The sequence below is a fragment of the Bradyrhizobium sp. B120 genome, from assembly GCF_049075665.1.
Lineage (GTDB): Bacteria > Pseudomonadota > Alphaproteobacteria > Rhizobiales > Xanthobacteraceae > Bradyrhizobium.
In genome coordinates, this window is record NZ_CP185242.1 from 3780773 (window position 1) to 3804967 (window position 24195).

Below are 24195 nucleotides of genomic sequence, written 5' to 3' on the forward strand. Positions count from 1 at the left end.
TAGTTTACGGATAGCTTGTTTGGGCATGATCTTTCGGAAAACCGCTACACACTTTTCCGGATCATGCCTCAGTGCCAATAAAAGACAAAGCTGGCGATGACGAGCATCGCCGTCACCGCCAGCATTTGCGCAAGCGCTTCCGAGGCCGCCCTCTTGGTGGCTTCCTTCATGCGTTTCCCCTAGACTCGGGCGTGACTCATCGTTGCGCAAATTGCGCGAACGACGGCCAGATTTTGTACTCGGAACACCCCGCGTCGAGCATTCGCTTTTGATGAGTCCCCACTCAGCGAATATCGACTGTGTCAGGGTTGTATGGGAATGCGGCGGCAATTTGACTCGCGCGTGTTGCTCCTGCGACGGCCGGCGGATACTGTTTCGGAACCCGACAGAAACGACAGAGATCAAGGTTAGGAAATGGCCCGTATCGACTACTCCGATCCCGCGAAGGCAAGCCCGCGCACCCGCGAGATCCTCGACAAGAACCGCAACGCCAACATCTTTCGCATGATGGCGCATTCGCCTGCTTACTTTGAGCAGTACTGCCGGCTCGGCGGCGCGATCCGCCACAAGGGCGAACTCGATCCGATCGTGCGCGAGCTCGCGATCACGCGCACCGGCATTCTCTGCGAGGCGCCTTACGAGATCGTCGCGCACAAGCGCATCGGCAAGAATGTCGGTGTCACCGACGAGCAGAATGCGGCGCTGGAGAACTGGCAGTCGGCGAGCTGCTTCGACGAGGTGCAGCGCGCGGCGCTGACCTTCACCGACGAGATCGTCAAGCTGAAGAAGCCGACAGATGCGACCTTCAAGGCGATCGCGGCGCTGCTGACACCCGCCGCGCTGATCGAGCTGCAGCTCTCGGTCGGCTTCTACATCATGACGTCGAAGTTTCTCGAGACGTTCGAGATCGACATGCAGCCGGTGACGGAAGTGGTGAGCTAGGCGCGAGCTGCGCTTTCCTGCCTCGCCCCGCGCCTGTCCCGCCGAAGCCTTGGCGAAGGCGGATGCGGGGAGAGGCCGGAGCGCATGCACCCTCCGATGTCATGGCCGGGCTCGACCCGGCCATCCACGTCTTTCCTCACGGTCAGCACCAAGACGTGGATGCCCGGGTCAAGCCCGGGCATGACGAGTTCCACAAATCCCCGCGCTGCGTGACAGAGACCTACCCCGACGTCAGCAGATCCACCTTCGCATTCGCCACGATCAGCCGCTCGGCGAGGATCTGCGCGAGGTTGCGCATGATCCGCTCGCCGGCGCGCGGGTGCTGCTCGCGGAAGCGCTCGAAATCCTTGATCGCGACCTCGTAGGCAGTCGCCGACATGTCGGCGAGCACGTCGGCCGAGCGCTTCGTCTCGAGCAGCGCCATCTCGCCGAACGCCATGCCGGCGGTCAGCGTCGCGAGCCGAATGCCGTCGGGCAGGGTGACGTGGACCACGCCGCTTCGCAGGAAGAACAGCGAGGTCGCCTCACTGTCCGCGGCGATGATCTTTTCATTCGGCTGGTAGGTCCTGACCGTGCAGAGCGTGGTGAGATCGGCGATCTCAGCCTCGCTCAATCCGGCGAGCAGCGGCTGTTCGGACAGTTCTGTCGTCTCGAGGAAGTCGATCGAGCCGCCATAGCGATAGACGATCTGATCCTCGGCCCATTCGATCGCGGTGTCGAGCAGATAGAAATCCCTGATGTTGCCGAGCCGGTTGGTCCACTCGCTGATCGTGGTCCATTCGCGCGAGGTCCGCTTGATGCCGGAGAGGATCACGGTGACGCCAAGCTCGGCGAGTTCCTGAAAGGCCTCCGCCACCAGCCGGGCGCCGGCGCGGGTCGTCGCGGTGACGCGGCGCAGGTCAAAGATCACGAACTCCGGCCGCGGGCTGCCGGCGAGGCGACGCGAGACATAGTCGACATTGGAGAGCGACAGCGTGCCGACCAGCTCGATCACGCGCACCTCCTGGAAGTGCTTTGCCAGGATCTCCTGCTCCTGCGGCCGGCGCACCCGGCGCGACGGATTCTTGCCGATGTTGTAGTCGGCGATGATGCTGTGGCGGGCGTCGTCGCTGCGATTCAGCATGTGCAGGTCGTAATGCGCCGACAGCGCCTCGCAGACCTTGATGCCGCGCACGCTGTTGCCGTGCTTGTCGAGCTTTGGCGAGTAGCTGCCGAGCCCGAGCCGGGCCGGCAGTGCCGCCAGAATGCCGCCGCCGACCCCGCTCTTGGCGGGGATGCCGACGCGGTAGATCCATTCGCCGGCGTAGTCGTACATCCCCGACGAGGTCATCACCGACAGCGTGCGCGCGATCGCGTAGGGCGTCACCACCTGCTCGCCGGTCAGCGGATTGATGCCGCGGTTGGCCAGCGTCGCCGCCATCACGGCGGTATCGCGCGCGGTGACGAGGATGGCGCATTGCCGGAAATAGACGTCGAGCACCGCAGGCACGTTCTCGGTGATCACGCTGTTGGTGCGCAGGAGATAGCCGATCGCCCGGTTGCGATCGCCGGTGGCGCTCTCGGAGGCGTAGACCGCCTGGTCGACATCGAGCTCGCGGCCGGCGAAGCGGCCGAGCGCCTGGCGGATGTAGTCGAATGCGCCGTCGCCCTTGTCGGCATGGAGCAGGCCGGAGCAGGCGATTGCGCCGGCATTGACCATCGCGTTGAACGGATGGTTCTCGGCATTGAGCCGGATCGAGTTGAAGGGATCGCCGGACGGCTCGACGCCGATCACGCTCTCCACCCGTTCGGCGCCGAGCGTGTCGAGCGCCAGCGCGAACACGAACGGTTTTGACATCGACTGGATGGTGAAGGGCACCCTGGTGTCGCCGACCTCATAGATATGGCCGTCGAGCGTCGCGAGGCTGATGCCAAAATGGGCAGGGTCGGCCTTGCCGAGCTCGGGGATGTAGTCGGCCACCGCGCCGCCGGCCTCCGGCAGGAAGTTGGCGTAACAAGCGTGCAGAAACCGCAGCAGCGGCGGCTTCGAGCTGGACCAGGCCGTGGTGGTGGCGGTGACGGGAGGAGGCGATCGTTTCATCGCCTCCTGTTGTGCAACGCAATCAGGGCGCGCGCAACCGAGCGCGCATCGACATCAGCCGGGTGATGAGCCGAGCAGGCGCGAACCGGCGGCTATCGGTTTTCGAACAGATGTTCACAAAACGAGCGGTTGCTCGGCGATTGTATCGCCATACGAAACTTTCTGGTTGAGAATGTTTCGAAAGCGAAACAGCATGCGACGCCGTGCGGCTCCCAAAGGAACCACCGCCGATCACATGACATCTGGGAATTTGGTCCGAGTCGAGCGGCTTGACGGCCGCGCTCAGGTCTCGACGATCGCGACGGCCTGGCCTTCGGCGATGACGTCGTCAATCCTGACCAAAATCGACTTGATTTTGCCTGCCGTCGTCGACGTGACCGGGATCTCCATCTTCATCGCTTCGACGAACGCGATCTCGTCGCCATCGCCGATATTGCTGCCGGCCTCGACAGGAAGCGCGCAAACGCGCCCGGCAACTTCGGTCACAACCTTGATCTCTGGCATTCCACTCTCCGATACCGTCTTGCGGAAATTTCATCCGGCGAACGGCTTTTTGTTGTGGCGGCAGATTGCCTGAGGTAGCTTCATCTGCAAGTGGAATTTTATTCCGCAAGACGGAATGGAGCCAAAACAAATGGGACGGCGCTCGGAACGGCTTAGCCGGCAGGGAATGCTCGCCAGCGAGACTGGCGATGGCGATGTCATCCAGGTGGTGTCGCGCGCGTTTGATGTGTTGCGGTGCTTCGAAGGACACGAAGCCCGGCTCGGCAATCTCGAAATCTCGAACCGCTGCGGCCTGCCGCGTTCGACGGTGTCGCGATTGACGCACACGCTGACGCGGATGGGACAGCTCGTCTATCTGCCGCGCGACCAGAAATATCGCATCGGCCCGAGTGCGGTCGCGATGAGCACGTCGATGATGAAGGGGTTGCAGCTCCGCAATTTGATCCGGCTGCGGTTGCAGGATGTCGCGGATCAGTTGCCCGGCACCGTGGGCTTCGTCATCCCCGACCGTTTTCAGCTGGTCTATCTGGAGTTCGCCCGTGCGGCGAACGCGCTCGGCCTGCATGAGGCCACCGGCAGCCGCATCTCGATGGCGACCACTGCCGCCGGTCACGCCTACACGGCGGCGCTCGATCCCGCGATCGGCGATGCGCTAATATCGGAGATGGAAGGCGAGTTGCCGGACAGCGCCAAGATGTTGACGCCGCGCATCGCGGCCAACCGCCGCCACTTGCAGGAGCACGGCTACGTCGTCGCCTGCGGCCTGTGGAGCCCGCACATCAACGGCGTCGCGGTGCCGCTGTGGTCACCGCAATACCAGACCTATGTGGTCACCACGATCGGCCTGCTCTCGGCGATGTATGACGAGCAGCGGCTGCATCGCGAGGTCGCGCCGCTGATGGTCGACCTCGCCGCCGCGGTCGGCAGCCTGCTCGAAGGCGCCGACGGCGACATCTTCAGCAATCGGATCGAACGCAAGTCACTTCCGGTGGCCGCCCATAACAACAACAAAATCATCAAGACGGAGGCAATGAATGAACTGGAAGCCGGAACTCGACGACCTCGCCCGGCGCGAAGCGTTCGCGCGGGAGATGGGAGGCGTTGACAAGGTCAAGCGGCAACGCGACCAGGGCCGGCTCACGGTTCGTGAGCGTATCGACAAGCTCGTCGACCAGAACAGCTTCCACGAGGTCGGTGCCATCTCCGGCATCGCCGAATACGACGAGAGCAACGAACTCAAGCATCTGACGCCGGCGAACTGCGTGTTCGGCCGCGCCAGGGTCGACGGCCGCACCGTGGTCGTGGTCGGCGACGATTTCACCGTGCGCGGCGGCTCGGCCGATGCATCGATTTCCGCAAAGCCGTTGATGGCGGAGGAGATGGCGCACGACTTCCGCCTGCCGATCGTCCGCGTGATCGAGGGCTCGGGCGGCGGCGGCTCGGTGAAGACGATCGAGACCAGGGGCGCGGCCAATCTGCCCGGCGGTGTCGGCGGCACGCGCTGGTACTGGTACACGACCGCCAATCTGGCGCGCGTGCCGGTGGTCGGGCTCGGGCTCGGCTCGGTCGCAGGCCTTGGCGCGGCACGGCTGGCGGCCACGCACTACTCTGTCATGACCAAGAGCTCCGCGATGTTCGTCGCCGGCCCGCCGGTGGTGAAGCGCCTGGGTCAGGATCTGACCAAGCAGGAGCTCGGCGGCGCCGACATTCAGACCCGCGCCGGCGCGATCGATCAGGCCGTCGAGACGGAGGAGGAGGCGTTCGACTATGCACGGCGCTTCCTGTCCTATCTGCCGGCGTCGGTCTACGATCTGCCGCCGACCATTCCCTGCACCGACGATCCGGAACGTGCCGAGGAATCGCTGTTGAAGGCCGTGCCGCGCAACCGCAAGCAGGTCTACAAGATGCGGCCGATCATCGATGCCGTCGTCGACAAGGGCTCGTTCTTCGAGGTCGCCAGCAATTTCGGCCGGCCTGTGATCACCGGACTGGCGCGGATCGAGGGCAGGGCGGTGCTGCTGCTCGCCAGCGATCCCTTCCACTACGGCGGCTCGTGGACCGCGGACGCCTGCCAGAAGGTGATCCGCTGGGTCGACTTCGCCGAGACCTTCCATCTGCCGGTGGTCTATCTGATGGATTGCCCCGGCTTCATGATCGGGCTCGAGGCCGAGAAGTCGGCGACCATCCGTCACGGCGTGCGGGCGATGGCGGCGGTCAACCAGAGCACCGTGCCCTGGTGCACGATCATCATCCGCAACGCCTTCGGCGTCGCCGGCGTGGTGCATCAGCCGGCCAACCGGTTCTCGATGCGCTATGCCTGGCCGTCGGCCTATTGGGGCTCGCTGCCGCTCGAGGGTGGCATCGAGGCTGCCTATCGCGCCGAGATCGATGCGGCCAGTGATCCCGCGGCCAAGCTGCGCGAGATCGAGGATCGCCTCAACAAGCTGCGCTCGCCGTTCCGCTCGGCCGAGAAGTTCTGGGTCGAGGAGGTGATCGATCCGCGCAAGACGCGCTCGCTGCTCTGCGAGTTCGCGCGTCTCGCCGAGCCGATCCGCAAGGCCGGGCCGCCGAGCAACATGTCGACGCGGCCGTAAGGCCGCCGCCGCGAACCACCGTGTCATGCGCGGGCTTGACCCGCGCATCCATCGTCCGCAACGGCGGACGAGTAAGTCATGCCAAGCGGGATGGATTGCCGGGTCGAGCCCGGCAATGACGACCTTATCTACTCCGCTTCCCGATGCACGTCGTGGATCACGATGCCCATGCCGTTCTCGGGCATCTTGATCCATTCGCGCCGCTTCAGCGAGCGCTTGGTGTCCTCGTGTCCGCTCGCCCAATGCTCGCGCATCGAGGTGCCGGAGAATTCGTGGTCCTTGGCGTCGCCCTCATAGGCCTTCTGCTGATAGATCAGCTGCAGCAGCGTGATCCCCGGCAGCCGAGCGTTCGCCTTCTTGAGCTGGCGCTCTTCTTCCGACAGCTGGTCGTCGGGGATTTTTCCCAGCGCGTTGTGCAGGGCGGTGCGCAGATTGTAGGTCTTGCGGTAGACGTCGGTGTTGTAGCGGGTGCGCGACGAATACATGATGTCCTTGTGGCGGGCCATCACGTCCTGGATGTCGCGCGGTAGCGTGCCGCGTGCGGAGAACAGGTCGACCTGGAACACCAGCGAGTTGGCGTTGTCTTCCTGATCAAGCAGATGCTGCAGCGGCGTGTTGGAGACGATGCCGCCGTCCCAGAAGTGATCGGTCCCGACCTTCACCATCGGCAGCGCCGGCGGCAGTGCGCCGCTCGCCATGATGTGCTCGGGGATGATCTCGTCATGGGCATTGTCGAAATAGATGAAGTTGCCGGACAGCACGTTCACCGCGCCGACCGCAAAGCGCATCTTCTTGGAATTGATGCGGTCGAAATCGACCAGCTCGAGCAGCGATTCACGCAAGGGCGTGGTGTCGTAATAGCTCGTGGCGGTGCGCGCGCCGGCCGGGCTGAGCCACGGATTGCTCTGATGCGGGGTGAAGAAGCCGGGCTGTCCGAGCGTCGTCGTCAGCCATGAGCTGGTGAAATTGCGCGCCTTGCGAAAGATGTCGCCGTCCGGCGTGTAGTGCCAGATCTTGCGGGAGGTGATGCGATCCCAAAACGTGTGCAGCCGCTCCAGCCGCTTCTCGGGCGGATTGCCGGCGATGATCGCCGAGTTGATCGCACCGATCGAGACGCCGCAGACCCAGTCGGGCTCGATACTGGATTCATGCAGCGCCTGATAGACGCCGGCCTGATAGGCGCCGAGGGCGCCGCCGCCCTGCAGAACCAGCGCCACGCGATCGCATCCTTCGGGACGCCAGCCGGGCGTCGCGTGATCGATATCGTCGACATGAGGGGACCGCGCGTCCATATCAGACACTCCAAAAATTGCGGCGAGAATTCAGGGTGCCGATGACGCCGTGATGACAAGTGCCGCGCCGGCGCACGGCGCATCCGCCATGCCCGCCTGCATGGTTAGCATTGGCCTGATCAGCGACACGCGGGTCATGCAAGCGTAACCGCGGTCATGCCCGTGACGGAAATCCCTCATATCGCTGTCAATCTCGGCCGCTAGCCTCCGCCCAATGTTTCCGAACAGGGGGTTATTGCGATGCGCAGGGAAGATCTGCTCAAGCTTCCGTCCATGCCGGCTGCTGGTCCGAGCTATCCCGCCGGACCCTACCGCTTCATCGATCGCGAATTCCTCGTCATCACGTATGAGACCGATCCTGAATTGATCCGCGCCGGCCTGCCTGAGCCGCTGGAGCCGATCGAGCAGGCGATCGTGCATTACGAATGGATCAAGATGCCCGACAGCTCCGGCTTCGGCAGCTACACCGAGTCCGGCCTCGTGATCCCCGCGCGGCTGCATGGCGAAGAAGTCAACTTCGTCTGCCAGATGTATCTCGACGATGATCCACCTATCGCGGCCGGCCGCGAGATCTGGGGCTTTCCGAAGAAGTACGCCCATCCCAAGCTCGAGATCGTCAAGGACACCCTGACCGGCACCCTGGAATATGCCGGCCAGCTCGTTGCGATGGGCACGATGGGCTACAAGCACGAGAGCATGGCGGGCAATGGCGACATCACCCGCGCCACGCTGTCGAAGACGCAAGTCAATCTGAAGATGATCCCCGGCGTCGACGGTCATCTCGAGATCTGCCAGCTCGTTGCGATCAACCTGACCGACATCGTCGTCAAGGGATCGTGGATCGGGCCGGGCCGCCTGCATCTGGTGCCGCACGTCAACGCACCGGTCGCGGATTTCCCGGTCAAGCGCGTCGTCGGCGCGCATCATTACATCGCCGATTTGACGCTGCCGTTCGGCCGCGTCGTGCACGACTACAACAAGGACGTCGCAGAGGCGGCACCGACCGGTCTCGCCGCGGAGTAGCACGCAGCGAGGCCCGATCAGGCCGCGACCGGCTTCGCCTCCGGCGCGACCTTGGGCTGCGGCCGCGAGATCGCCAGCACACTCAGCGCGGCGATTACGCAGAGCGCGCCGGCGATGAAGAAGGCCGGCAGATAGCTTGCATAGAGCGTGCGCGACAGCCCGGCCCCGAACGCGGCGGCGCCGGCGCCGAGCTGGTGGCCGGCGAAGATCCAGCCGAACACCAGATTGGCGCGCTCAGCGCCGAAGCGCTGCGCGGTCAGGCGCACCGTCGGCGGCACGGTCGCGATCCAGTCGAGCCCGTAGAACATCGCAAACAGCGACAGGCCGTAGAACGTGAAGTCGGAGTACGGCAGATACAGCAGCGACAGCCCGCGCAGGCCGTAGTACCAGAACAGCAGCTTGCGATTGTCGAAGCGGTCCGACAGCCAGCCCGAGATGATGGTGCCGAAGAAATCGAAGATGCCCATCGCCGCGAGCAGGCTCGCGGCCTGTACCTGCGGGATGCCGTAGTCGAGGCACATCGGGATCAGGTGGACCTGGACGAGGCCGTTGGTCGAGGCGCCGCAGACGAAGAAGGTCGCGAACAGGATCCAGAACACCGACGACTTCGAGGAGTCGCGCAGCGTGCCGAGCGCGGCCGCCATGATCGGCGCATTGGCCGGCGGCGGCGCGGGCAGGGGCGCGGTGCCTTCGTCGCCGAACGGGCGCAGGCCGACGTCGCTCGGCCGGTCGCGCATCACCATCAGCACGGCAAAGGCGGCGACGCCGAGCATGACGCAGACGAGGCCGAGCGCGACACGCCAGCCGTAACGCTCGGTGATGGTCGCGAGCAGCGGCAGGAAGGCGAGCTGTCCGGTCGCGACGCTCGCAGTGAGCATGCCGATCACGAGGCCGCGTCGCGCCACGAACCAGCGCGTCGCGATCGTCGCGCCGAGCACCAGCGCGGTCATGCCGGTGCCGATCCCGATCACCACGCCCCACAACAGGACGAGCTGCCACACCTGCGTCATGGCGAGCGAGGCCAACAGTCCCGACACCACGATCAATTGCGCCGCCAGCGTCACATTGCGCAGGCCGTAGCGGTTCATCAGCGCGGCGGCGAATGGCGCCATCAGCCCGAACAGGATGAAGCGGATCGACAGCGCGGAGGAGATCTCGGCGGTGGACCAGCCGAATTCCTTCTGCAGCGGCACGATGAAGACACCGGGTGCGCCGACGGTGCCGGCCGAGATCAGCGCAGCCAGGAAGGTCACGGCGACCATCACCCAGCCGTAATGGATGTTGCGGCGGGCGAGGGCGGAAGCAAGCCAGTTCGAGATCATTGGGCCCCGGATGAAATACAATGAGGGTTCTATTCGTGATGCACAATATGCCACGAGGGAGCTATGGCTAAAATGCCAAAGTTCCCTCGTTTTCGGACTCGGAGGTGGGGCCGTTTTAAACTAGTGCGTGACCCGCTCGACGGCGATCGCGGTGGCTTCGCCGCCGCCGATGCACAGGGCCGCGACGCCGCGCTTCAGATTCTGCGCCTCCAGCGCGTGCAGCAGGGTCACGATCAGCCGTGCGCCGGTGGCGCCGATCGGATGGCCGAGCGCGCAGGCGCCGCCGTTGATGTTCAGCCGGTCACGCGGAATGCCGAGGTCGCGCTGCGCCGCCATCGCCACCACCGCGAACGCCTCGTTGATCTCGAACAGGTCGACATCGCCGACGCTCCAGCCGACCTTGTCGAGCAGCTTTCTGATCGCCGGGATCGGCGCGGTGGTGAACCATTGCGGCTCCTGGCTGTGGGTGGCGTGGCCCTTGATCTCGGCCAGAACAGGCAGGCCGTCGCGGTCGGCGAGCGAGCGCCGCGCCAGGATCAGCGCCGCGGCGCCGTCGGCATTGGCCGAGGAGGCGGCCGGTGTGATGGTGCCGTTGGCGCGGAACGCCGGCTTCAGGCCGGGGATTTTTGCCGGATCGACCTTCAGCGGGTGCTCGTCATTGGCGATGATGCGCGGACCAGCCTTCTCCGTGAGCGTGATCGGCGCGATCTCCGCCTTGAAGGCGCCGCCCTCGACCGCTTTGCGGGCGCGGCTTAGCGTCTCCATCGCATAGGTGTCCTGGTCGGCGCGGGTGAACTGATAGGCTTCCGCGGTGGCCTCGCCGAAATCGCCCATCGAGCGGCCGGTCTCATAGGCGTCCTCGAGCCCGTCCATCATCATGTGGTCGATGATGCGGTCGTGGCCGGCGCGATAGCCGCCGCGCGCCTTCTGCAAGAGATACGGCGCGTTGCTCATGCTCTCCATGCCGCCGGACAGCACGATCTCGGCCGAGCCGGCCTTGATGATGTCGTGCGCCAGCATGGTCGCCTTCATGCCGGAACCGCAGACCTTGTTGACGGTGGTGGCGCCGGTGGCATCCGGAAGCCCGGCGCCGCGCGCGGCCTGACGGGCGGGGGCCTGGCCCTGGCCGGCGGGCAGCACGTTGCCCATGAACACCTCGTCGATGCGCTCGGGCGCAAGCTTAGCGCGCTCCAGCGCCGCGCCGATCACGTGCGAACCGAGCTTGTGCGCCGCGAGCGGCGTGAGCTCGCCCATGAAGCGGCCAAGTGGGGTGCGGGCGGCGGAGAGGATGACGACGGGATCGGTGCTGGTTGCCATGGCAGGATTCCCTTCAATGCCGGGGATTTGATTGGATTATTATCATCATATGATGCGATGCAAAAAATGCAACTCCACGTCCTATGACAAAATGTCGTGTTCGCATGAGTTGGAGTGGCCGGGATAGTTCCGCAATCACCACCGTCGTCCTGGCCAAAGCCGGGACGACGCCGAATGTGTGGCGCGGTCCTTATCCACAATCGTCGTCCCTGCGAAAGCAGGGACCCATAACCACAGGGTCGTGTTGTTAGAGAGGGGTGTGGCCCCAGCGTCGCGCAACAAATCCCATTTGGGGTAATGGGTCCTGGCTTTCGCCAGGACGACGATGAGGATGGGTTCTCGCGCGATACGACGTACCGTCATTGCGTACCTGATCTCGGTGTCATCGCCAGGCTCGACCGGGCGATCCAGTATTCCAGAGACGTTGGTGCTCGAATCGAGAAGCCGCGGCGTACTGGATCGCCCGCATGCGCGGGCGATGACAGTTGTAATGGGGATACAGCTTCGCGCTCTCGCGACATGATTTGCCCGAGCTTTGCTTTTCATTCCGGCCTCTCTTGAACAGAGGGCGCAGGGAAAGCCGGGTGCCGATCGCACCCATGGGCCCCGAGCAATGGGTAGAAAGCTCGGGGGTAGGACCACAGGTGTAACCGGAGCAATCCGGCTTTCCCTGCGCGATGGGTTACGGCTTACTTCGTGCTCTCCCCGGCGAGACTGGGCTTGCTTGTCACCGCCTTCGCAAAACGCTTGCGCGTCTTGCGAGAGGACACCTGCCGCTAGGGCGTCAGGACCACACGACTTCACCGTCCGCATCATGCGCACTCGTCAGCTGCGCAATCCGCGTCCACCGCATCTCGACCCACGTTCGTGACGATCGCGAAGCGCCCCTCGATTGGGCGAGACGGGCGAACCATACACCGAGTTGATTTTCTGATAAAGCGAAATATTTTTATGCAAGGGGCTTGCGCCGTCGGGCAACTCAGTGATTGAGAATTTCCCTGTGGAGGTGGCGCGTCCCGGATGGCCCGCGACGTGACCTAGTCCGACCGCCAGGCGCCGAGCAAGAACCGCCGCTTCGGTGTCGAGCCTGCCTGCTTCTGCACGTCGGGCAGGTCGACGGCGTAACGCTTCATCAATAGCTTGATGGCGATCCCGATGATCACAAAGGGCGTCACGTAGATCGCGAAAACTTCGAAGGCTGTCATGGCGTCCTCCGCGATTTCGGCGGAGGCATGTTAGCACATTCATCCTGCGGGGCGGAGGGGGCCGATTCGGCGGCCGCAGGGGGCTGGGCAGTGCAACGCGGTTGCCGCCGATGCCCACGCGCATGGCTGCATGCGGCGGCTTCGATTGACACCGACAGGCTCGGCGCTACGCTCGCGGAACAGGACGTTTTCCCAAGAGAATCAACGGCCGGGATCTAAAAATCCGGATTCAAGACCCAGAAGAACCAAGAAAAGGGCAGGACACGCCGTGACACGCGTCATCGCGTCTTGAGCGGGACCACGCGGACTTCCGCGCTCGCGCCATTTCGCATCCGTAGCTATCGCTTTCAATGGCCGTCCGACCTGCTCACCTCCTGGGCGTTCGAGGTCGAGACGCTGGTGCTCGGCTGGTACATCATGGTCGAGACCGGCTCGGTGCTGCTGCTGACCGTGATGGCCTCGTTGCAATATGTCGGAACGCTGGTCGCGCCCGTCGTCGGCATGATCGGCGACCGCATGGGGCATCGCGATCTGCTCGCCGTGATGCGCTTTGCCTACACGGCGCTCGCCGGGATCATCATGATTCTGGCGCTATCAGGCCATCTGGCGCCGCTGAATGTCATGATCATCGTCGCGCTGATGGGCGTGATCCGTCCGTCGGACCTCGGCGTGCGCGGCGCGCTGCTGGCCGACATCATGCCGCCGGCGCAGATGGTCGGCGCCATCAGCCTGGCGCGCACGACGCAGGACTCGGCGCGCATCGCCGGCGCACTGAGCGGAGCGGGATTGTTCGCGGCGCTCGGCATCGGCTACGTCTATGTCGGGATCGCGAGCTTCTATTTCGTTGCCGCGGTGCTGATGCTCTGCATGGGCCGGCCGGCACAAGTGCACGGCGCGGCCGATCAATCGGCAAGCGACTTGCCCGGTTCGGCGCTGCTGCGCGACCTCAAGGAGGGCATCGTCTATGCCTGGAGCGGCCCCGGCATGCGCGCGGCGCTCTGCGTCGCGTTCCTCGCCAACCTCACCGCGTTTCCGCTCACCAACGGCCTGCTGCCTTTCGTCGCGCGCGACATCTTCCATACCGACCAGACCGGCCTCGGCTATCTCTCGGCGAGTTTCGCATTCGGCTCGCTGATCGGCTCGATTACGCTCAGCATGGCGGGCGGCGTGCGCATCGCGCGGCTTTTGATCGGCGCGACGCTCGCCTGGTATGCGATGCTGCTGGTGTTCGTCGAGCTCAGGACCATGCCGGTGGCGATGGCCTGCCTGGTGCTGGCCGGCATTGCGCAGAGCATGTCGATGATCTCCGCCGCCGTGATGCTGATGCGCAACGCCAGCGCCCATCTGCGCGGCCGCGTGATGGGCGTGCGCATGATGGTGATCTACGGTCTGCCGCTCGGCCTGCTCGCGGCCGGCAGCCTGATCGACCTGATCGGCTACACCGCAACCGGCACGCTGCTCGCCGCCGCCGGCTTCATCGCGATGCTGGCGATCGCGCTGCACTGGCGGGCCGATCTGTGGCCGGTGCATGCGCCGGCCAATGCAAGGTGACCAGTGCGCGTAGCCCGGATGGAGCGAAGCGCAATCCGGGAAGTCCTATCCGCGGATAGCGCGCCCCGGATTTCGTTTCGCTCCATCCGGGCTACGAAGGCCGCTACGCAGCCTGAGCCGCCCGCCGAATATGCACCGGCACCGACTTGTACGACGGCGTGCCGCTCTCCTTGTCCTGATAGTCGAGCGGCACGAGGCCGTTCGCTTCGGGATAGTAGGCGGCGACCGAGCCGCGGGCGATGTCGTAGACGATCGCGGTCAGCGTGAGGCGGCGCGGCGCGCCCGAGGGCAGCGCGGTCTCGATCTCGACGAGATCGCCATGGGCGAGGCCGCGCGCGGTGAGGTCGGCCTCGTTGGCGAACAGGACGTCGCGCCGCCCGAACACGCCGCGATAGCGGTCGTTCAGTCCATAGATCGTGGTGTTGTACTGGTCGTGGCTGCGGATGGTAGCGAGCTTGAGGATGGTCTCATCGGTCAAGACCGGGTCCTCTTCGAGGCCGTCGAAGATCAGGAATTCGGCCTTGCCCGATGGCGTGGTCCATTTGCGTTCGGTCGGCGGCAGCGGCAGGCGGAAGCCGCCGGGAATCCGAATCCGCGCGTTGTAATCCCTAAAATCGGGGAAGACGCCTTCGATCGCATCGCGGATGCGGTCGTAATCGGCGATCAGCTCAGTCCACGGCACCTTGCTTGCCGGCAAGGTCGCCATCGCGATGCCGGCAACGATCGCCGATTCCGAAAGCAGGTTTTCGGAGGCCGGGGTCAGCTTGCCGCGCGAGGCGTGCACCATCGACATCGAATCCTCGACGGTGACGACCTGCGGGCCCGAGGCCTGGATGTCGCGCTCGGTGCGGCCCAGCACCGGCAGGATGATCGACTGCTTGCCGACCAGGAGATGCGAGCGGTTCAGCTTGGTGCCGAGATGGACGGCAAGCTCGAGCTTGCGCATGCCGGCCGCACAACGCTCGGGATCGGGCAGCGCGATGGCAAAATTGCCGCCGAGGCAGATCAGCACTTTCGACCTTCCGTCGTCGATCGCCTCCATCGCGGCGACCGCATCATGGCCGTGATGGCGCGGCGGCTTGAAGCCGAAGGTGCGCTCGATGCCCTCGAACATCGGGATGTTGGGCTTCTCGGTGATGCCGACGGTGCGGTTGCCCTGCACGTTGGAGTGGCCGCGCAGAGGGCAGATGCCTGCGCCCGGCTTGCCGTAATTGCCCTTCAGAAGCAGCAGGTTTGCGATCTGCTGGACATTGTCGGTGCCGCGGCTGTGCTGGGTGATGCCCATGCCGTAGGTGACGATGGTGGCATTGGACTTTGCGTAGGCGGCGGCGACCTCGCCGAGCTGGGCGCGGCTGAAGCCGGAGACGGTCTCGATCGCATCCCACGGCGTGGCGCGCAGATCGGCGGCGAATGCGGCAAAACCGTTGGTGTGCTCGGCAATGAAGGCGTGGTCGAGCACGTCGTGCGTCGCGTCGTCCTTCTCGATCAGCGCCTTCATGACGCCTTTCAGCACCGCGGCGTCGGCGCCGACTTTCGGCTGGTAATAGGTCGAGGCGATCCGCGTCGAGCCAAGGGTCGCCATCTCGATCGGGTCTTGCGGATCGGCAAAGCGCTCCAGCGCGCGTTCGCGCAGCGGATTGAACACGATGATCGGCACGCCGCGGCGCGAAACCTCCCACAACGTGCCCATCATGCGCGGATGGTTGGTGCCGGGGTTGTGGCCCATCGCGATGATCAGCTCGCAATGGTCGAAATCGTCCAGCGACACCGTGCCCTTGCCGATGCCGATCGATTGCGGCAGCCCGACGCTGGTCGCCTCGTGACACATGTTCGAGCAGTCGGGGAAATTGTTGCTGCCGTATTCGCGCGCGAAGATCTGGAACAGGAACGCGGCCTCGTTCGAGGCGCGGCCAGAAGTGTAGAATTCGGCCATGCCGGGATCAGGCAGGCTGCGCAGGCTCGCGCCGATCCGCGCGAAGGCGTTATCCCATGCGATCGGCTGGTAGGTGTCGGACGCCTCGTCATAGGCGAGGGGCTCGGTCAGCCGGCCCTCGTTCTCCAGATGGAAGTCGCTCCAGGTCAGCAGCTCGGTGACGGTATGGTCGGCGAAGAATTGAGGCGTGACGCGCTTGCTGGTCGCCTCCCAGGTCACGGCCTTGGCGCCGTTCTCGCAGAACTGGAAGGTGGAGGTGTGCTCCTTGTCCGGCCAGGCGCAGCCCGGACAGTCGAATCCGTCGGGCTTGTTGGTGCGGAGCAGCGTGATCGGCGCCTCGACCAGATCCATCTGGTCGCGCACCGCGATCGCGGTGGCCTTGAGGGCGCCCCAGCCGCCAGCCGGAGCATTGTAGGGGCGGATACCGGGAACGTCGCGCTTTTGGACCATATGTCCTCCTGCAGCTCTTGAGTTCTGACCTCGTGCGTCTGTCCCGAATTGATTGTTTTGTTGGCCGCGCGCGCGGCGATCCGCGAGAGAGCGTGTTCCGATCGACGTTCTCGATCCGAAACACCAAGCTCACGATGGAGGTTAGACTAATCCGCTGAGGCTCGTGGTCAACAGTCTGTCAGGTTGGTCTCGTAGCCCGGATGAAGCGAAGCGCAATCCGGGGCGATTCCACCCGCGGATGATGTGTCCCGGATTTCGCTGCGCTCCATCCGGGCTACAAGGTGTCGTTGTTACCGCTTCCGATCCAAGAATCCCTGCAACAGCCGTTGCGGCTCGCCGGTCTGGAAGGATTTTCCGAACACGCCGACGCTGAGGTTGACCGACTCGGTCAGCGGCAGCTCTTCCCATTGCCGCAGCAGGTCCTTCTGGATCCGCAGCGCCTCGGGGCCGCATTCCAGCAGAGCCTTGACGGTGTGCTCGACGGCCTCATCGAGGCCGCCGGGTTTTGCCACCGTGTCGACCAGGCCCCAGGCGAGCGCGGTGGGGGCGTCGATGTTCTCCGCTGTCATCATCAGCCAACGGGCGCGGCCCCAGCCGATCAGGCGCGGCAGCAAAGCGGCGTGGATCACCGAGGGGATGCCGACGCGCACCTCGGGCATCCCGAACATCGCATCATGCGCCGCGACCCTGACGTCGCACGCGGCCGCGACCTCGAGCCCGCCGCCGAGGCACCAGCCGGGCAGGCGGGCGATGACAGGCGCGGGGAATTTGCGTACGGCCTCGCAGAGGTCGCGCAGACGGCTGATGAACGCTTCCGCCGAGGTCTGGTCGAGCGTCGCCATCTCCTTGATGTCGGCGCCGCCGATCATGCTGCGCTCGCTTTCGCCGGCCAGGATCACCGCGCGGACACTGCGATCAGCGGCGAGGTGCTCAAAGCCTTCGCGCACGCCGTTGGTCACCGCGGAACTGACGATGTTCAGCTTGCCGGCGTTGCAGATCGTGAGGCGGACGACGCCTCTGGTGTCGCGGTCGATGCCGCAGTGGGGATTGAGCATGTCCATGGAAAAGTCCCGGCGCAGGAATTGAACGACTTGGGCCATGTCCCGGACAAAGCCTGTCTCTGTCAAGACACTGGCCGGCAGTTGCGTCAGGGGACGCGGATATATAGAATTATACATATCATATAAATGGAGCCGTCATGACCGCCGCCGAGACATCACACCTGCATTCGCCCGAACTGACGCGCACGCGCGTGGTCGAATGGCAGGCGCCCGGGCCGGTCGCCAGGGCGGCGATGCCGATGTCCGGCATCGCGGCGATGCGTGCGATCCGCGACGGCTCCTTGCCGCCGCCGCCGATGGCAAAACTGATCGGCTTCCGCGTGGCCGTCGTCGACGAGGGGCGGATCGTGATGGAACTCGAGCCGCATGAGAGCCTGGAGAACACCATCGGCCTCTTGCACGGTGCGACCGCCGCGGCGCTGCTCGATACCGCGATGGGCTGTGCGATCTCGACCATGCTGCCGGCAGGGCAGACCTCGGTGACGCTGGACCTCAAGCTGACCTATCTGCGCCCGCTCTCGGCGCGCTCCGGAACCATCTCGGCCGAGGGCAAGGTGATCAAGCTCGGCCGCCAGACCAGCTACACCGAGGGCCTCGTCCGCGACGGCAAGGGCAATCTTGCGGTGCACGCGACTGCGACATTTTCCATGCTCGGCGGGGAACCAAAAGCGAAATAACTGCAGCATTCCGGGCGCAAATCTGTTATTGTATGATTAGAAACATTCCATGAGAGCGGCATGCGCTATTCGAAAGAACACAAGCAGGAGACCCACGCGCGGATCGTGAAGAAGGCCGCGACGCGGCTGCGCGAGAGGGGCGCCCATGGCATCGGCGTCGCCGACCTGATGAAGGACGCCGGCCTGACTCATGGCGGCTTCTACGCGCATTTCGATTCACGCGAGGCGCTGGTGATCGAGGCCTTCAACTACGCCATGGACCGCGCCAACGAGCGCTGGCGCAAGGTCACGGCAGAGGTGCCGCCGGAGAAGCGGCTTGCGACCATCGTCGACGGCTACCTGTCGGCGGTGCATCGCGACGATCCCGGCCAGGGCTGCGCGGTGCCGGCGCTCGGCGCCGAGATCGCCCGCGAAAGCCTGAAGACCCGCAAGGCCTTTGCGCTCAAGCTCGACCAGATGATCGATATGATCACCGACCAGATCCAGGACATGCCGCGCAAGACCGCGCGCAAGCAGGCGATGGCCACGCTCGCGACCATGCTGGGCACCATCGTGATGTCGCGGATCGCAGGCAGCGGCGAAATGTCCGACGAGATCCTGAGCGCCGGCCGCGAGGCGGTGCTGGGGCGGGCGGCGGCTGCGAAGGCGCCGGCGAAGAAGACCAAGGTGAATTAGGCGAGTTCCTGCGACGAGGCGCCGGATCTCCCCGGTTTAGTTTTCGTCGGCAACGAAGACATGAGGCACCCTTTGGAAGGCCTCAGCCCTGCGAGGCTTCCGGAGTGATGGCCCTTCGCATGCTCCGTCCGACCCTGACGGCCGAGGCGGTAATCAATAACGACCACCATCGCGCTTTTGTTGTGTGAGCCATTCCGACAGCGTCCTCGTTTTTGATCCTGGATCGCCCGAGGACCCTCGTCTGATGCTCGTTCCCGAGCGAGCCGACCGAGGCTTGGCTGATTCAGTTTCAACGATCGCGTCTGCGGAAGCCGACGATCTCTCGGCAGCTTCTCTCTCGAGGCGCAGCTTCTTCAGTCGCGCCATTTTGTCCCGCTCGGCCTCTGTCTCAGCTCCGTCGGACAACAGCGTCTTGTGGTGAGCGGTCTCTGCTGAACCCCAGACTCCGATGATGGTTGTCTCGCCAAGCGCCTTGCAGGCCTCGAGCCGATGCAACCCCTCGAGCAAAACCAGGCGGCCCTCATCAGGCCGAACGAGAATGGGGACTTGTTGCCCAACTTCCAGAATGCTCGCCGCGATTTCTTGAACGAGCTCAGGCCTGAGGGTTTTCCGTTTCTTAACGGGCACGTAAATCTGATCGATGGGAAGACTTTCCGGGTCGGGCACAGCGTTACTCCCTACTCAGGATCCGTCCAAAATGCGGTTTAAGGATGAAGCGCCACACTGCCAAGGCATTTCTCAAAAGGCATTTCTCAAACTGAGCTCGAGGGCCAGCGCTGGTCAGGTCGCCCCGGCGAACAGCGCGCGCTCGGCTTCCACCGTCTCGTAGATGTAATCCGCCACCGCGCGGATGCGGGCGAGGTCCTTGCTGTCGGCGTGCATCAACAGCCAGAAGGTGCGCGAGATCCGCACCTCGTCGCGCAGCACCGGTTGCAATTCGGGGTGGGTGGTCGCCATGAAGTGCGGCAGCACGGCGATGCCGAAACCGGCGATGGTGGCGTTGAGCTGCGCGATCAGGTTGGCGCTGCGGAATTTGGCCGAGATCTTCGGCGAGACCAGCGGCAGATAGTCCAGTTCCGGCGTGAACAGCAGTTCCTCGATGTAGCCGACGAAGCGGTGCTTCGGCAGGTCGCCGCGCGCGGCAATCCTTGGGGCCTGCGCCAGATAGCCGGGTGCGGCATAAAGCCCGAGCGTGTAGTCGAGCAGCTTGCGGCCGACGATGCGGCCTTCCTTCGGCATGGTCAGGCTGATCGCGATGTCGGCCTCGCGCTTGGAGAGCGAGAACAGCCGCGCGGTGGCGACCAGCTGCAGATCGAGATCGGGATACCGCTCGGTGAACTTGACCAGCCGCGAAGCCAAAAAGTGGCTGCCGAAGCCGTCCGGCGCGCCGATCCGCACCGTGCCGGTGAGGTGGGCGCGCGAGCCGCCGACCGCTTCCTGGTTGGCGACGATGGTCGATTCCATCGCCTCCGCGCTGTCGGCGACGCGCTGGCCGGCCTCGGTCAGCAGGTAGCCGGTCTTGCGGCGATCAAACAGTTTTGCGGAGAGGTGGCCTTCCAGCCGGTCGACACGCCGGATCACTGTGGCATGATCGACGCCGAGCTGCTTGGCGGCAGCCGACACCGACCCGCCGCGCACGATGGCAAGCACGAAGCGGAAGTCGTCCCAGTCGATCGTGTCGCCGCCTTGATCCTGCATTTCCGCACATCTATGGTGCAATTTATCGGACTTGAATCCTATAAAATGCAGGGTCATTAGGGTTTGTAAAGCGATCTCGCCGCGAGGAGCGGCGATTCACGTCTTCAAGGGAGGATATTCATGCGCTCGATCGGACATTTCATCGGTGGCAAGGAGGTCAAGGGCACCTCGGGCCGTACGGCTGACGTCTTCGAGCCGATGACCGGCGACGTCCAGGCCAAGGTGGCGCTGGCCTCCAAGGCCGAAGTTCGCGCCGCAGTGGAGAACGCCCGCGCCGCGCAGCCCGAATGGGCCGCCACCAACCCGCAGCGCCGCGCCCGCGTCATGATGAAATTCGTCGAGCTGGTGCAGCGCGACTATGACAAGCTCGCCGAGCTGCTGGCGCGCGAGCATGGCAAGACCGTTCCCGACGCCAAGGGCGACATCCAGCGCGGCCTCGAAGTCGCTGAGTTCGCCTGCGGCATCCCGCATCTGATGAAGGGCGAGTACACCGAAGGCGCCGGCCCCGGCATCGACATCTATTCGATGCGCCAGCCGCTCGGCGTGGTCGCCGGCATCACGCCGTTCAACTTCCCGGCGATGATTCCGATGTGGAAGTTCGCGCCCGCGATCGCCTGCGGCAATGCCTTCATCCTCAAGCCGTCGGAGCGCGATCCGGGCGTGCCGATGATGCTTGCCGAACTGATGATCGAAGCGGGCTTGCCGGCCGGCATCCTCAACGTCGTCAACGGCGACAAGGAAGCGGTCGACGCCATCCTCGACGATCCCGACGTCAAGGCCATCGGCTTCGTCGGCTCGACCCCGATCGCGCAGTACATCTACGAGCGCGCCGCGCAGACCGGCAAGCGCTGCCAGTGCTTCGGCGGCGCCAAGAACCACGCCATCATCATGCCGGACGCCGACATGGACCAGGCAGTCGATGCGCTGATCGGCGCCGGCTACGGCTCGGCCGGCGAGCGCTGCATGGCAGTGTCGGTTGCGGTGCCCGTCGGCAAGACCACCGCCGACCGGCTGATGGAAAAGCTGATCCCGCGCGTCGAGTCGCTCAAGATCGGCACCTCGGTCGATCCGTCGGCCGATTACGGTCCGCTGGTGACCCGCGAGGCGGTCGAGAAGGTCAAGAGCTACATCGACATCGGCGTCAAGGAAGGCGCGACGCTGGCGGTCGACGGCCGCGGCTTCAAGATGCAGGGCTACGAGAACGGCTTCTATCTCGGCGGTTCGCTGTTCGACAACGTCACCAAGGACATGCGGATCTACAAGGAAGAGATTTTTGGCCCGGTGCTCTCGGTGGTGCGCGCCAAGGATTATCACGAAGCGCTGGCGCTGCCGTCCGACCACGACTATGGCAACGGCGTTGCGATCTTCACCCGTGACGGCGACGCGGCGCGCGACTTCGCGGCCAAGGTCAATGTCGGCATGGTCGGCGTCAACGTGCCGATCCCGGTGCCGATCGCCTACTACACCTTCGGCGGCTGGAAGAAGTCCGGCTTCGGCGATCTCAACCAGCACGGCCCTGACTCGGTTCGCTTCTACACCAAGACCAAGACGGTGACCTCGCGTTGGCCGTCCGGCGTCAAGGACGGCGCGGAGTTCTCGATCCCGACGATGAAGTAAGTCCGTTCAGGGCGAGGCAATGATGCAGTTCGCTCTCAACGAGGACCAGATCGCAGTTCGCGACATGGCGCGGGCGTTTGCGGCGGAGAAGATCGCGCCGCACGCGCTCGAATGGGACGAGAAGAAGCACTTTCCGGTGGACGTGATGCGCGAGGCAGCAGGCCTCGGCATCGGCGGCATCTACATCAAGGACGATGTCGGCGGCTCGGCGATGACGCGGTTCGACGCGGCGCTGATCTTCGAGGCGCTGGCGACGGGCTGTCCGACCACGTCCGCCTTCATCTCGATCCACAACATGGCGTCCTGGATGATCGATGCCTATGGCAACGACACCCAGCGCCACCGGTGGCTGCCGAAGCTCTGCACCATGGAGCTGCTCGCGAGCTACTGCCTGACCGAGCCGGGCGCCGGCTCCGATGCCGCTGCGCTGCGCACCCGCGCGGTGCGTGACGGCGACCATTACGTCCTCAACGGCCAGAAGCAGTTCATCTCCGGCGCCGGCAGCACTGACCTTCTGGTCGCGATGGTGCGCACCGGCGGCGATGGGCCCGGCGGCGTCTCGACGATCGTCGTCGACGGCAAGACGCCGGGCGTGTCGTTCGGCGCCAATGAGCGCAAGATGGGCTGGAATGCGCAACCGACCCGCGCGGTCGTATTCGAGAATGCGCGCGTGCCGGTCGAAAACCGGCTGGGCGAGGAGGGCATCGGCTTCAAGATCGCGATGGCCGGTCTCGACGGCGGCCGTCTCAACATCGCGGCATGCTCGCTCGGCGGTGCGCAGACGGCGCTCGACAAGGCGCTGGCCTACATGAAGGACCGCAAGGCCTTCGGCAAGCGGCTCGACGAATTCCAGGCGCTGCAGTTCAAGATCGCCGACATGGCAACCGAGCTCGAAGCCGCACGCACCTTCCTGTGGCGCGCAGCCGCGGCGCTCGACCGCAAGGATGCTGACGCGTCCATGCTGTGCGCGATGGCGAAACGGTTCGGCACCGATGTCGGTTTCGAGGTCGCCAACCAGGCGCTGCAACTGCACGGCGGTTACGGTTATCTCAGCGAATACGGCGTCGAGAAGATCGTGCGCGATCTGCGCGTGCATCAGATCCTCGAAGGCACCAATGAAATCATGCGGCTGATCGTGTCGCGCAAATTGATCGAGGGCGCGCGATGAATGATGTGGCCGCTGCCGAAGGCGACCTGATTGCGCGCAAGGAAGAGGCGGCCGGCATCATCCGGCTCAACCGGCCGAAGGCGATTAATGCCGTGACATTGGAGATGTTCCACGACATCGACAGGGCGCTCGACGCGTTCGAGGCCGATCCCGATGTCGCGGTCATCGTGCTGGAAGGCGCCGGCGAGCGCGGCCTCTGCGCCGGCGGCGATATCCGCGCGCTCTGGGAAAGCTCGAAGGTCAAGGGCGACCTCGGCAAGATCCTGTGGCGCGACGAGTACATCCTCAACGCGCGGATCAAGAAATTTCCAAAGCCGTACGTCGCCTTCATGGACGGCATCGTGATGGGCGGCGGCGTAGGCCTGTCGGCGCACAGCCGGCACCGCGTGGTGACCGAGCGGACCAAGCTCGCGATGCCGGAAGTCGGGCTCGGCTTCTTCCCTGACGTCGGCGGCACCTATCTTCTGTCGCGTTCGCCGGGCGAGATCGGCACCTATTTCGGGCTGACCGGCACCACCATGAACGGACCCGATGCGATCTACGCGAAATTCGCCGATGCAGTGGTGCCGAGCGCCAAGCTCCCGGCGCTGCGCGAGGCGCTGACCAAGGTTGCGCCGGGCACGACGTCCACCGAAATCGACCGGCTGATCGCAGGTTTTGCCACCGGCGAGAAATCCGGCCCCGTCGCCGCGCTACAGGCCAAAATCGACGGCTGGTTCGCGCGCGGACGGATGGAAGACATCGTCGCTGCGCTGAAAGCCGACGGCTCCGATCTCGCGCAAGCCACGCTGAAGACGCTCAGCGAGAAATCGCCGCGCGGCATGGTGGTGACGCTGAAGCTGCTGCGGCTGGCGCGGGCGACCGAGACGCTCGAAGAATGCCTGGTGCGCGAATATCGCGCGGCGCTCGAAGTGTTTGCCAGCGACGATTTCCGCGAGGGCGTGCGCGCCGCCGTGATCGACAAGGACCGCGATCCGAAGTGGTCGCCCGCTCAAATCGAGGACGTGACGGCAGAGATGCTGGCGCCTTACTTCGCCGAGATCGGCGCCGACGAACTGAAATTTCCTGACAGCAAATAGAAACGTC

The 24195-nt window shown here is 64.7% G+C and carries 20 protein-coding genes; 10 read left to right on the forward strand and 10 right to left on the reverse strand.

The window, feature by feature from the left end:
- Positions 1 to 414 precede the first annotated feature (414 nt).
- Positions 415 to 942: a carboxymuconolactone decarboxylase family protein gene (locus tag ACOIX3_RS16990; RefSeq protein ID WP_420970977.1), complete on the forward strand. Its 528-nt coding sequence runs from the start codon at positions 415 to 417 to the stop codon at positions 940 to 942.
- A gap of 220 nt (positions 943 to 1162) precedes the next feature.
- On the opposite strand, the gene glsA is transcribed toward ACOIX3_RS16990, so the two are convergent.
- Both glsA and ACOIX3_RS17000 read right to left on the reverse strand, forming a co-directional pair.
- Positions 1163 to 3022: a glutaminase A gene (gene glsA / locus ACOIX3_RS16995; protein WP_420970978.1), complete on the reverse strand. Its 1860-nt coding sequence runs from the start codon at positions 3020 to 3022 to the stop codon at positions 1163 to 1165.
- Positions 3023 to 3304: 282 nt separating this feature from the next.
- On the reverse strand, positions 3305 to 3526 hold the full coding sequence (locus tag ACOIX3_RS17000; RefSeq protein WP_092113090.1) for an acetyl-CoA carboxylase biotin carboxyl carrier protein subunit: 222 nt from the start codon (positions 3524 to 3526) through the stop codon (positions 3305 to 3307).
- Between the two features lie 130 nt (positions 3527 to 3656).
- Between ACOIX3_RS17000 and ACOIX3_RS17005 the strand changes: the two genes are divergently transcribed.
- The gene (locus tag ACOIX3_RS17005; RefSeq protein ID WP_212315040.1) at positions 3657 to 4631 is read left to right on the forward strand and encodes an IclR family transcriptional regulator; all 975 of its coding nucleotides are present in this window, start codon (positions 3657 to 3659) and stop codon (positions 4629 to 4631) included.
- On the forward strand, positions 4561 to 6120 hold the full coding sequence (locus tag ACOIX3_RS17010; RefSeq protein WP_420970979.1) for an acyl-CoA carboxylase subunit beta: 1560 nt from the start codon (positions 4561 to 4563) through the stop codon (positions 6118 to 6120). Before ACOIX3_RS17005 ends, ACOIX3_RS17010 begins: the two co-directional genes overlap by 71 nt.
- A 128-nt stretch (positions 6121 to 6248) precedes the next feature.
- Here the strand turns inward: ACOIX3_RS17010 and ACOIX3_RS17015 are convergent, their stop codons facing one another.
- Positions 6249 to 7412: a patatin-like phospholipase family protein gene (locus tag ACOIX3_RS17015; protein WP_420970980.1), complete on the reverse strand. Its 1164-nt coding sequence runs from the start codon at positions 7410 to 7412 to the stop codon at positions 6249 to 6251.
- A 240-nt stretch (positions 7413 to 7652) separates the two neighbouring features.
- Here ACOIX3_RS17015 and ACOIX3_RS17020 point away from each other — a divergent pair, with 240 nt between their 5' ends.
- Positions 7653 to 8435: an acetoacetate decarboxylase gene (locus ACOIX3_RS17020; RefSeq protein ID WP_420970981.1), complete on the forward strand. Its 783-nt coding sequence runs from the start codon at positions 7653 to 7655 to the stop codon at positions 8433 to 8435.
- Positions 8436 to 8452: 17 nt separating this feature from the next.
- Here ACOIX3_RS17020 and ACOIX3_RS17025 read toward each other — a convergent pair whose 3' ends face one another.
- From ACOIX3_RS17025 to ACOIX3_RS17035, 3 genes are all read right to left on the reverse strand, one after another.
- Positions 8453 to 9757, reverse strand: coding sequence for an MFS transporter (locus ACOIX3_RS17025; RefSeq protein ID WP_420970983.1), 1305 nt, complete (start codon positions 9755 to 9757; stop codon positions 8453 to 8455).
- Between the two features lie 120 nt (positions 9758 to 9877).
- Positions 9878 to 11074: an acetyl-CoA C-acyltransferase gene (locus ACOIX3_RS17030; RefSeq protein WP_420970984.1), complete on the reverse strand. Its 1197-nt coding sequence runs from the start codon at positions 11072 to 11074 to the stop codon at positions 9878 to 9880.
- A gap of 1037 nt (positions 11075 to 12111) precedes the next feature.
- A complete protein-coding gene (locus tag ACOIX3_RS17035; RefSeq protein ID WP_420970985.1) occupies positions 12112 to 12279 on the reverse strand; it encodes a hypothetical protein in 168 nt (55 codons plus the stop codon).
- 288 nt (positions 12280 to 12567) lie between these two features.
- On the opposite strand from ACOIX3_RS17035, the gene ACOIX3_RS17040 reads away from it, so the two are divergent.
- Positions 12568 to 13830 carry an MFS transporter gene (locus ACOIX3_RS17040; protein ID WP_420970986.1) on the forward strand — a complete coding sequence of 421 codons (1263 nt, stop codon included), beginning with the start codon at positions 12568 to 12570 and terminating at the stop codon, positions 13828 to 13830.
- A gap of 103 nt (positions 13831 to 13933) precedes the next feature.
- Here the strand turns inward: ACOIX3_RS17040 and ACOIX3_RS17045 are convergent, their stop codons facing one another.
- Together ACOIX3_RS17045 and ACOIX3_RS17050 are read right to left on the reverse strand one after the other, a co-directional pair.
- Positions 13934 to 16213 carry an FdhF/YdeP family oxidoreductase gene (locus ACOIX3_RS17045; protein WP_420970987.1) on the reverse strand — a complete coding sequence of 760 codons (2280 nt, stop codon included), beginning with the start codon at positions 16211 to 16213 and terminating at the stop codon, positions 13934 to 13936.
- Between the two features lie 290 nt (positions 16214 to 16503).
- On the reverse strand, positions 16504 to 17274 hold the full coding sequence (locus tag ACOIX3_RS17050; RefSeq protein ID WP_420970988.1) for an enoyl-CoA hydratase: 771 nt from the start codon (positions 17272 to 17274) through the stop codon (positions 16504 to 16506).
- A gap of 137 nt (positions 17275 to 17411) precedes the next feature.
- Here ACOIX3_RS17050 and ACOIX3_RS17055 point away from each other — a divergent pair, with 137 nt between their 5' ends.
- Together ACOIX3_RS17055 and ACOIX3_RS17060 are read left to right on the forward strand one after the other, a co-directional pair.
- Positions 17412 to 17951, forward strand: coding sequence for a PaaI family thioesterase (locus tag ACOIX3_RS17055; RefSeq protein WP_420970989.1), 540 nt, complete (start codon positions 17412 to 17414; stop codon positions 17949 to 17951).
- A 60-nt stretch (positions 17952 to 18011) separates the two neighbouring features.
- On the forward strand, positions 18012 to 18626 hold the full coding sequence (locus ACOIX3_RS17060) for a TetR/AcrR family transcriptional regulator (RefSeq protein WP_420970990.1): 615 nt from the start codon (positions 18012 to 18014) through the stop codon (positions 18624 to 18626).
- Between the two features lie 153 nt (positions 18627 to 18779).
- Here ACOIX3_RS17060 and ACOIX3_RS17065 read toward each other — a convergent pair whose 3' ends face one another.
- Complete coding sequence (locus tag ACOIX3_RS17065; RefSeq protein WP_420970991.1) at positions 18780 to 19292, reverse strand: ParB N-terminal domain-containing protein; 513 nt, start codon at positions 19290 to 19292, stop codon at positions 18780 to 18782.
- Between the two features lie 114 nt (positions 19293 to 19406).
- Entirely contained in the window at positions 19407 to 20324 is a 918-nt protein-coding gene (locus ACOIX3_RS17070; RefSeq protein ID WP_420970992.1) for a LysR family transcriptional regulator, read from the reverse strand.
- Between the two features lie 120 nt (positions 20325 to 20444).
- On the opposite strand from ACOIX3_RS17070, the gene ACOIX3_RS17075 reads away from it, so the two are divergent.
- Genes ACOIX3_RS17075 through ACOIX3_RS17085 form a run of 3 tightly spaced genes read left to right on the forward strand, consistent with a single transcriptional unit; the run spans position 20445 to position 24188 of the window.
- On the forward strand, positions 20445 to 21941 hold the full coding sequence (locus tag ACOIX3_RS17075; protein WP_420970994.1) for a CoA-acylating methylmalonate-semialdehyde dehydrogenase: 1497 nt from the start codon (positions 20445 to 20447) through the stop codon (positions 21939 to 21941).
- Positions 21942 to 21963: 22 nt separating this feature from the next.
- Positions 21964 to 23109 (forward strand): isobutyryl-CoA dehydrogenase, encoded by a 1146-nt coding sequence (locus ACOIX3_RS17080; RefSeq protein WP_342722513.1) that lies wholly within the window; start codon positions 21964 to 21966, stop codon positions 23107 to 23109.
- Positions 23106 to 24188 (forward strand): enoyl-CoA hydratase/isomerase family protein, encoded by a 1083-nt coding sequence (locus ACOIX3_RS17085; RefSeq protein ID WP_420970995.1) that lies wholly within the window; start codon positions 23106 to 23108, stop codon positions 24186 to 24188. The genes ACOIX3_RS17080 and ACOIX3_RS17085 overlap by 4 nt, the downstream gene beginning before the upstream one ends.
- Positions 24189 to 24195: the final 7 nt, after the last annotated feature.

What these genes read in the sequence shown, in the direction of transcription:
- ACOIX3_RS16990 (WP_420970977.1), top strand. Translation starts at nt 415, where the DNA reads ATGGCCCGTATCGACTACTCCGATCCCGCGAAGGCAAGCCCGCGCACC.
- glsA (WP_420970978.1), bottom strand. Translation starts at nt 3,022, where the DNA reads ATGAAACGATCGCCTCCTCCCGTCACCGCCACCACCACGGCCTGGTCC.
- ACOIX3_RS17000 (WP_092113090.1), bottom strand. Translation starts at nt 3,526, where the DNA reads ATGCCAGAGATCAAGGTTGTGACCGAAGTTGCCGGGCGCGTTTGCGCG.
- ACOIX3_RS17005 (WP_212315040.1), top strand. Translation starts at nt 3,657, where the DNA reads ATGGGACGGCGCTCGGAACGGCTTAGCCGGCAGGGAATGCTCGCCAGC.
- ACOIX3_RS17010 (WP_420970979.1), top strand. Translation starts at nt 4,561, where the DNA reads ATGAACTGGAAGCCGGAACTCGACGACCTCGCCCGGCGCGAAGCGTTC.
- ACOIX3_RS17015 (WP_420970980.1), bottom strand. Translation starts at nt 7,412, where the DNA reads ATGGACGCGCGGTCCCCTCATGTCGACGATATCGATCACGCGACGCCC.
- ACOIX3_RS17020 (WP_420970981.1), top strand. Translation starts at nt 7,653, where the DNA reads ATGCGCAGGGAAGATCTGCTCAAGCTTCCGTCCATGCCGGCTGCTGGT.
- ACOIX3_RS17025 (WP_420970983.1), bottom strand. Translation starts at nt 9,757, where the DNA reads ATGATCTCGAACTGGCTTGCTTCCGCCCTCGCCCGCCGCAACATCCAT.
- ACOIX3_RS17030 (WP_420970984.1), bottom strand. Translation starts at nt 11,074, where the DNA reads ATGGCAACCAGCACCGATCCCGTCGTCATCCTCTCCGCCGCCCGCACC.
- ACOIX3_RS17035 (WP_420970985.1), bottom strand. Translation starts at nt 12,279, where the DNA reads ATGACAGCCTTCGAAGTTTTCGCGATCTACGTGACGCCCTTTGTGATC.
- ACOIX3_RS17045 (WP_420970987.1), bottom strand. Translation starts at nt 16,213, where the DNA reads ATGGTCCAAAAGCGCGACGTTCCCGGTATCCGCCCCTACAATGCTCCG.
- ACOIX3_RS17050 (WP_420970988.1), bottom strand. Translation starts at nt 17,274, where the DNA reads ATGGACATGCTCAATCCCCACTGCGGCATCGACCGCGACACCAGAGGC.
- ACOIX3_RS17055 (WP_420970989.1), top strand. Translation starts at nt 17,412, where the DNA reads ATGACCGCCGCCGAGACATCACACCTGCATTCGCCCGAACTGACGCGC.
- ACOIX3_RS17060 (WP_420970990.1), top strand. Translation starts at nt 18,012, where the DNA reads ATGCGCTATTCGAAAGAACACAAGCAGGAGACCCACGCGCGGATCGTG.
- ACOIX3_RS17070 (WP_420970992.1), bottom strand. Translation starts at nt 20,324, where the DNA reads ATGCAGGATCAAGGCGGCGACACGATCGACTGGGACGACTTCCGCTTC.
- ACOIX3_RS17075 (WP_420970994.1), top strand. Translation starts at nt 20,445, where the DNA reads ATGCGCTCGATCGGACATTTCATCGGTGGCAAGGAGGTCAAGGGCACC.
- ACOIX3_RS17080 (WP_342722513.1), top strand. Translation starts at nt 21,964, where the DNA reads ATGCAGTTCGCTCTCAACGAGGACCAGATCGCAGTTCGCGACATGGCG.
- ACOIX3_RS17085 (WP_420970995.1), top strand. Translation starts at nt 23,106, where the DNA reads ATGAATGATGTGGCCGCTGCCGAAGGCGACCTGATTGCGCGCAAGGAA.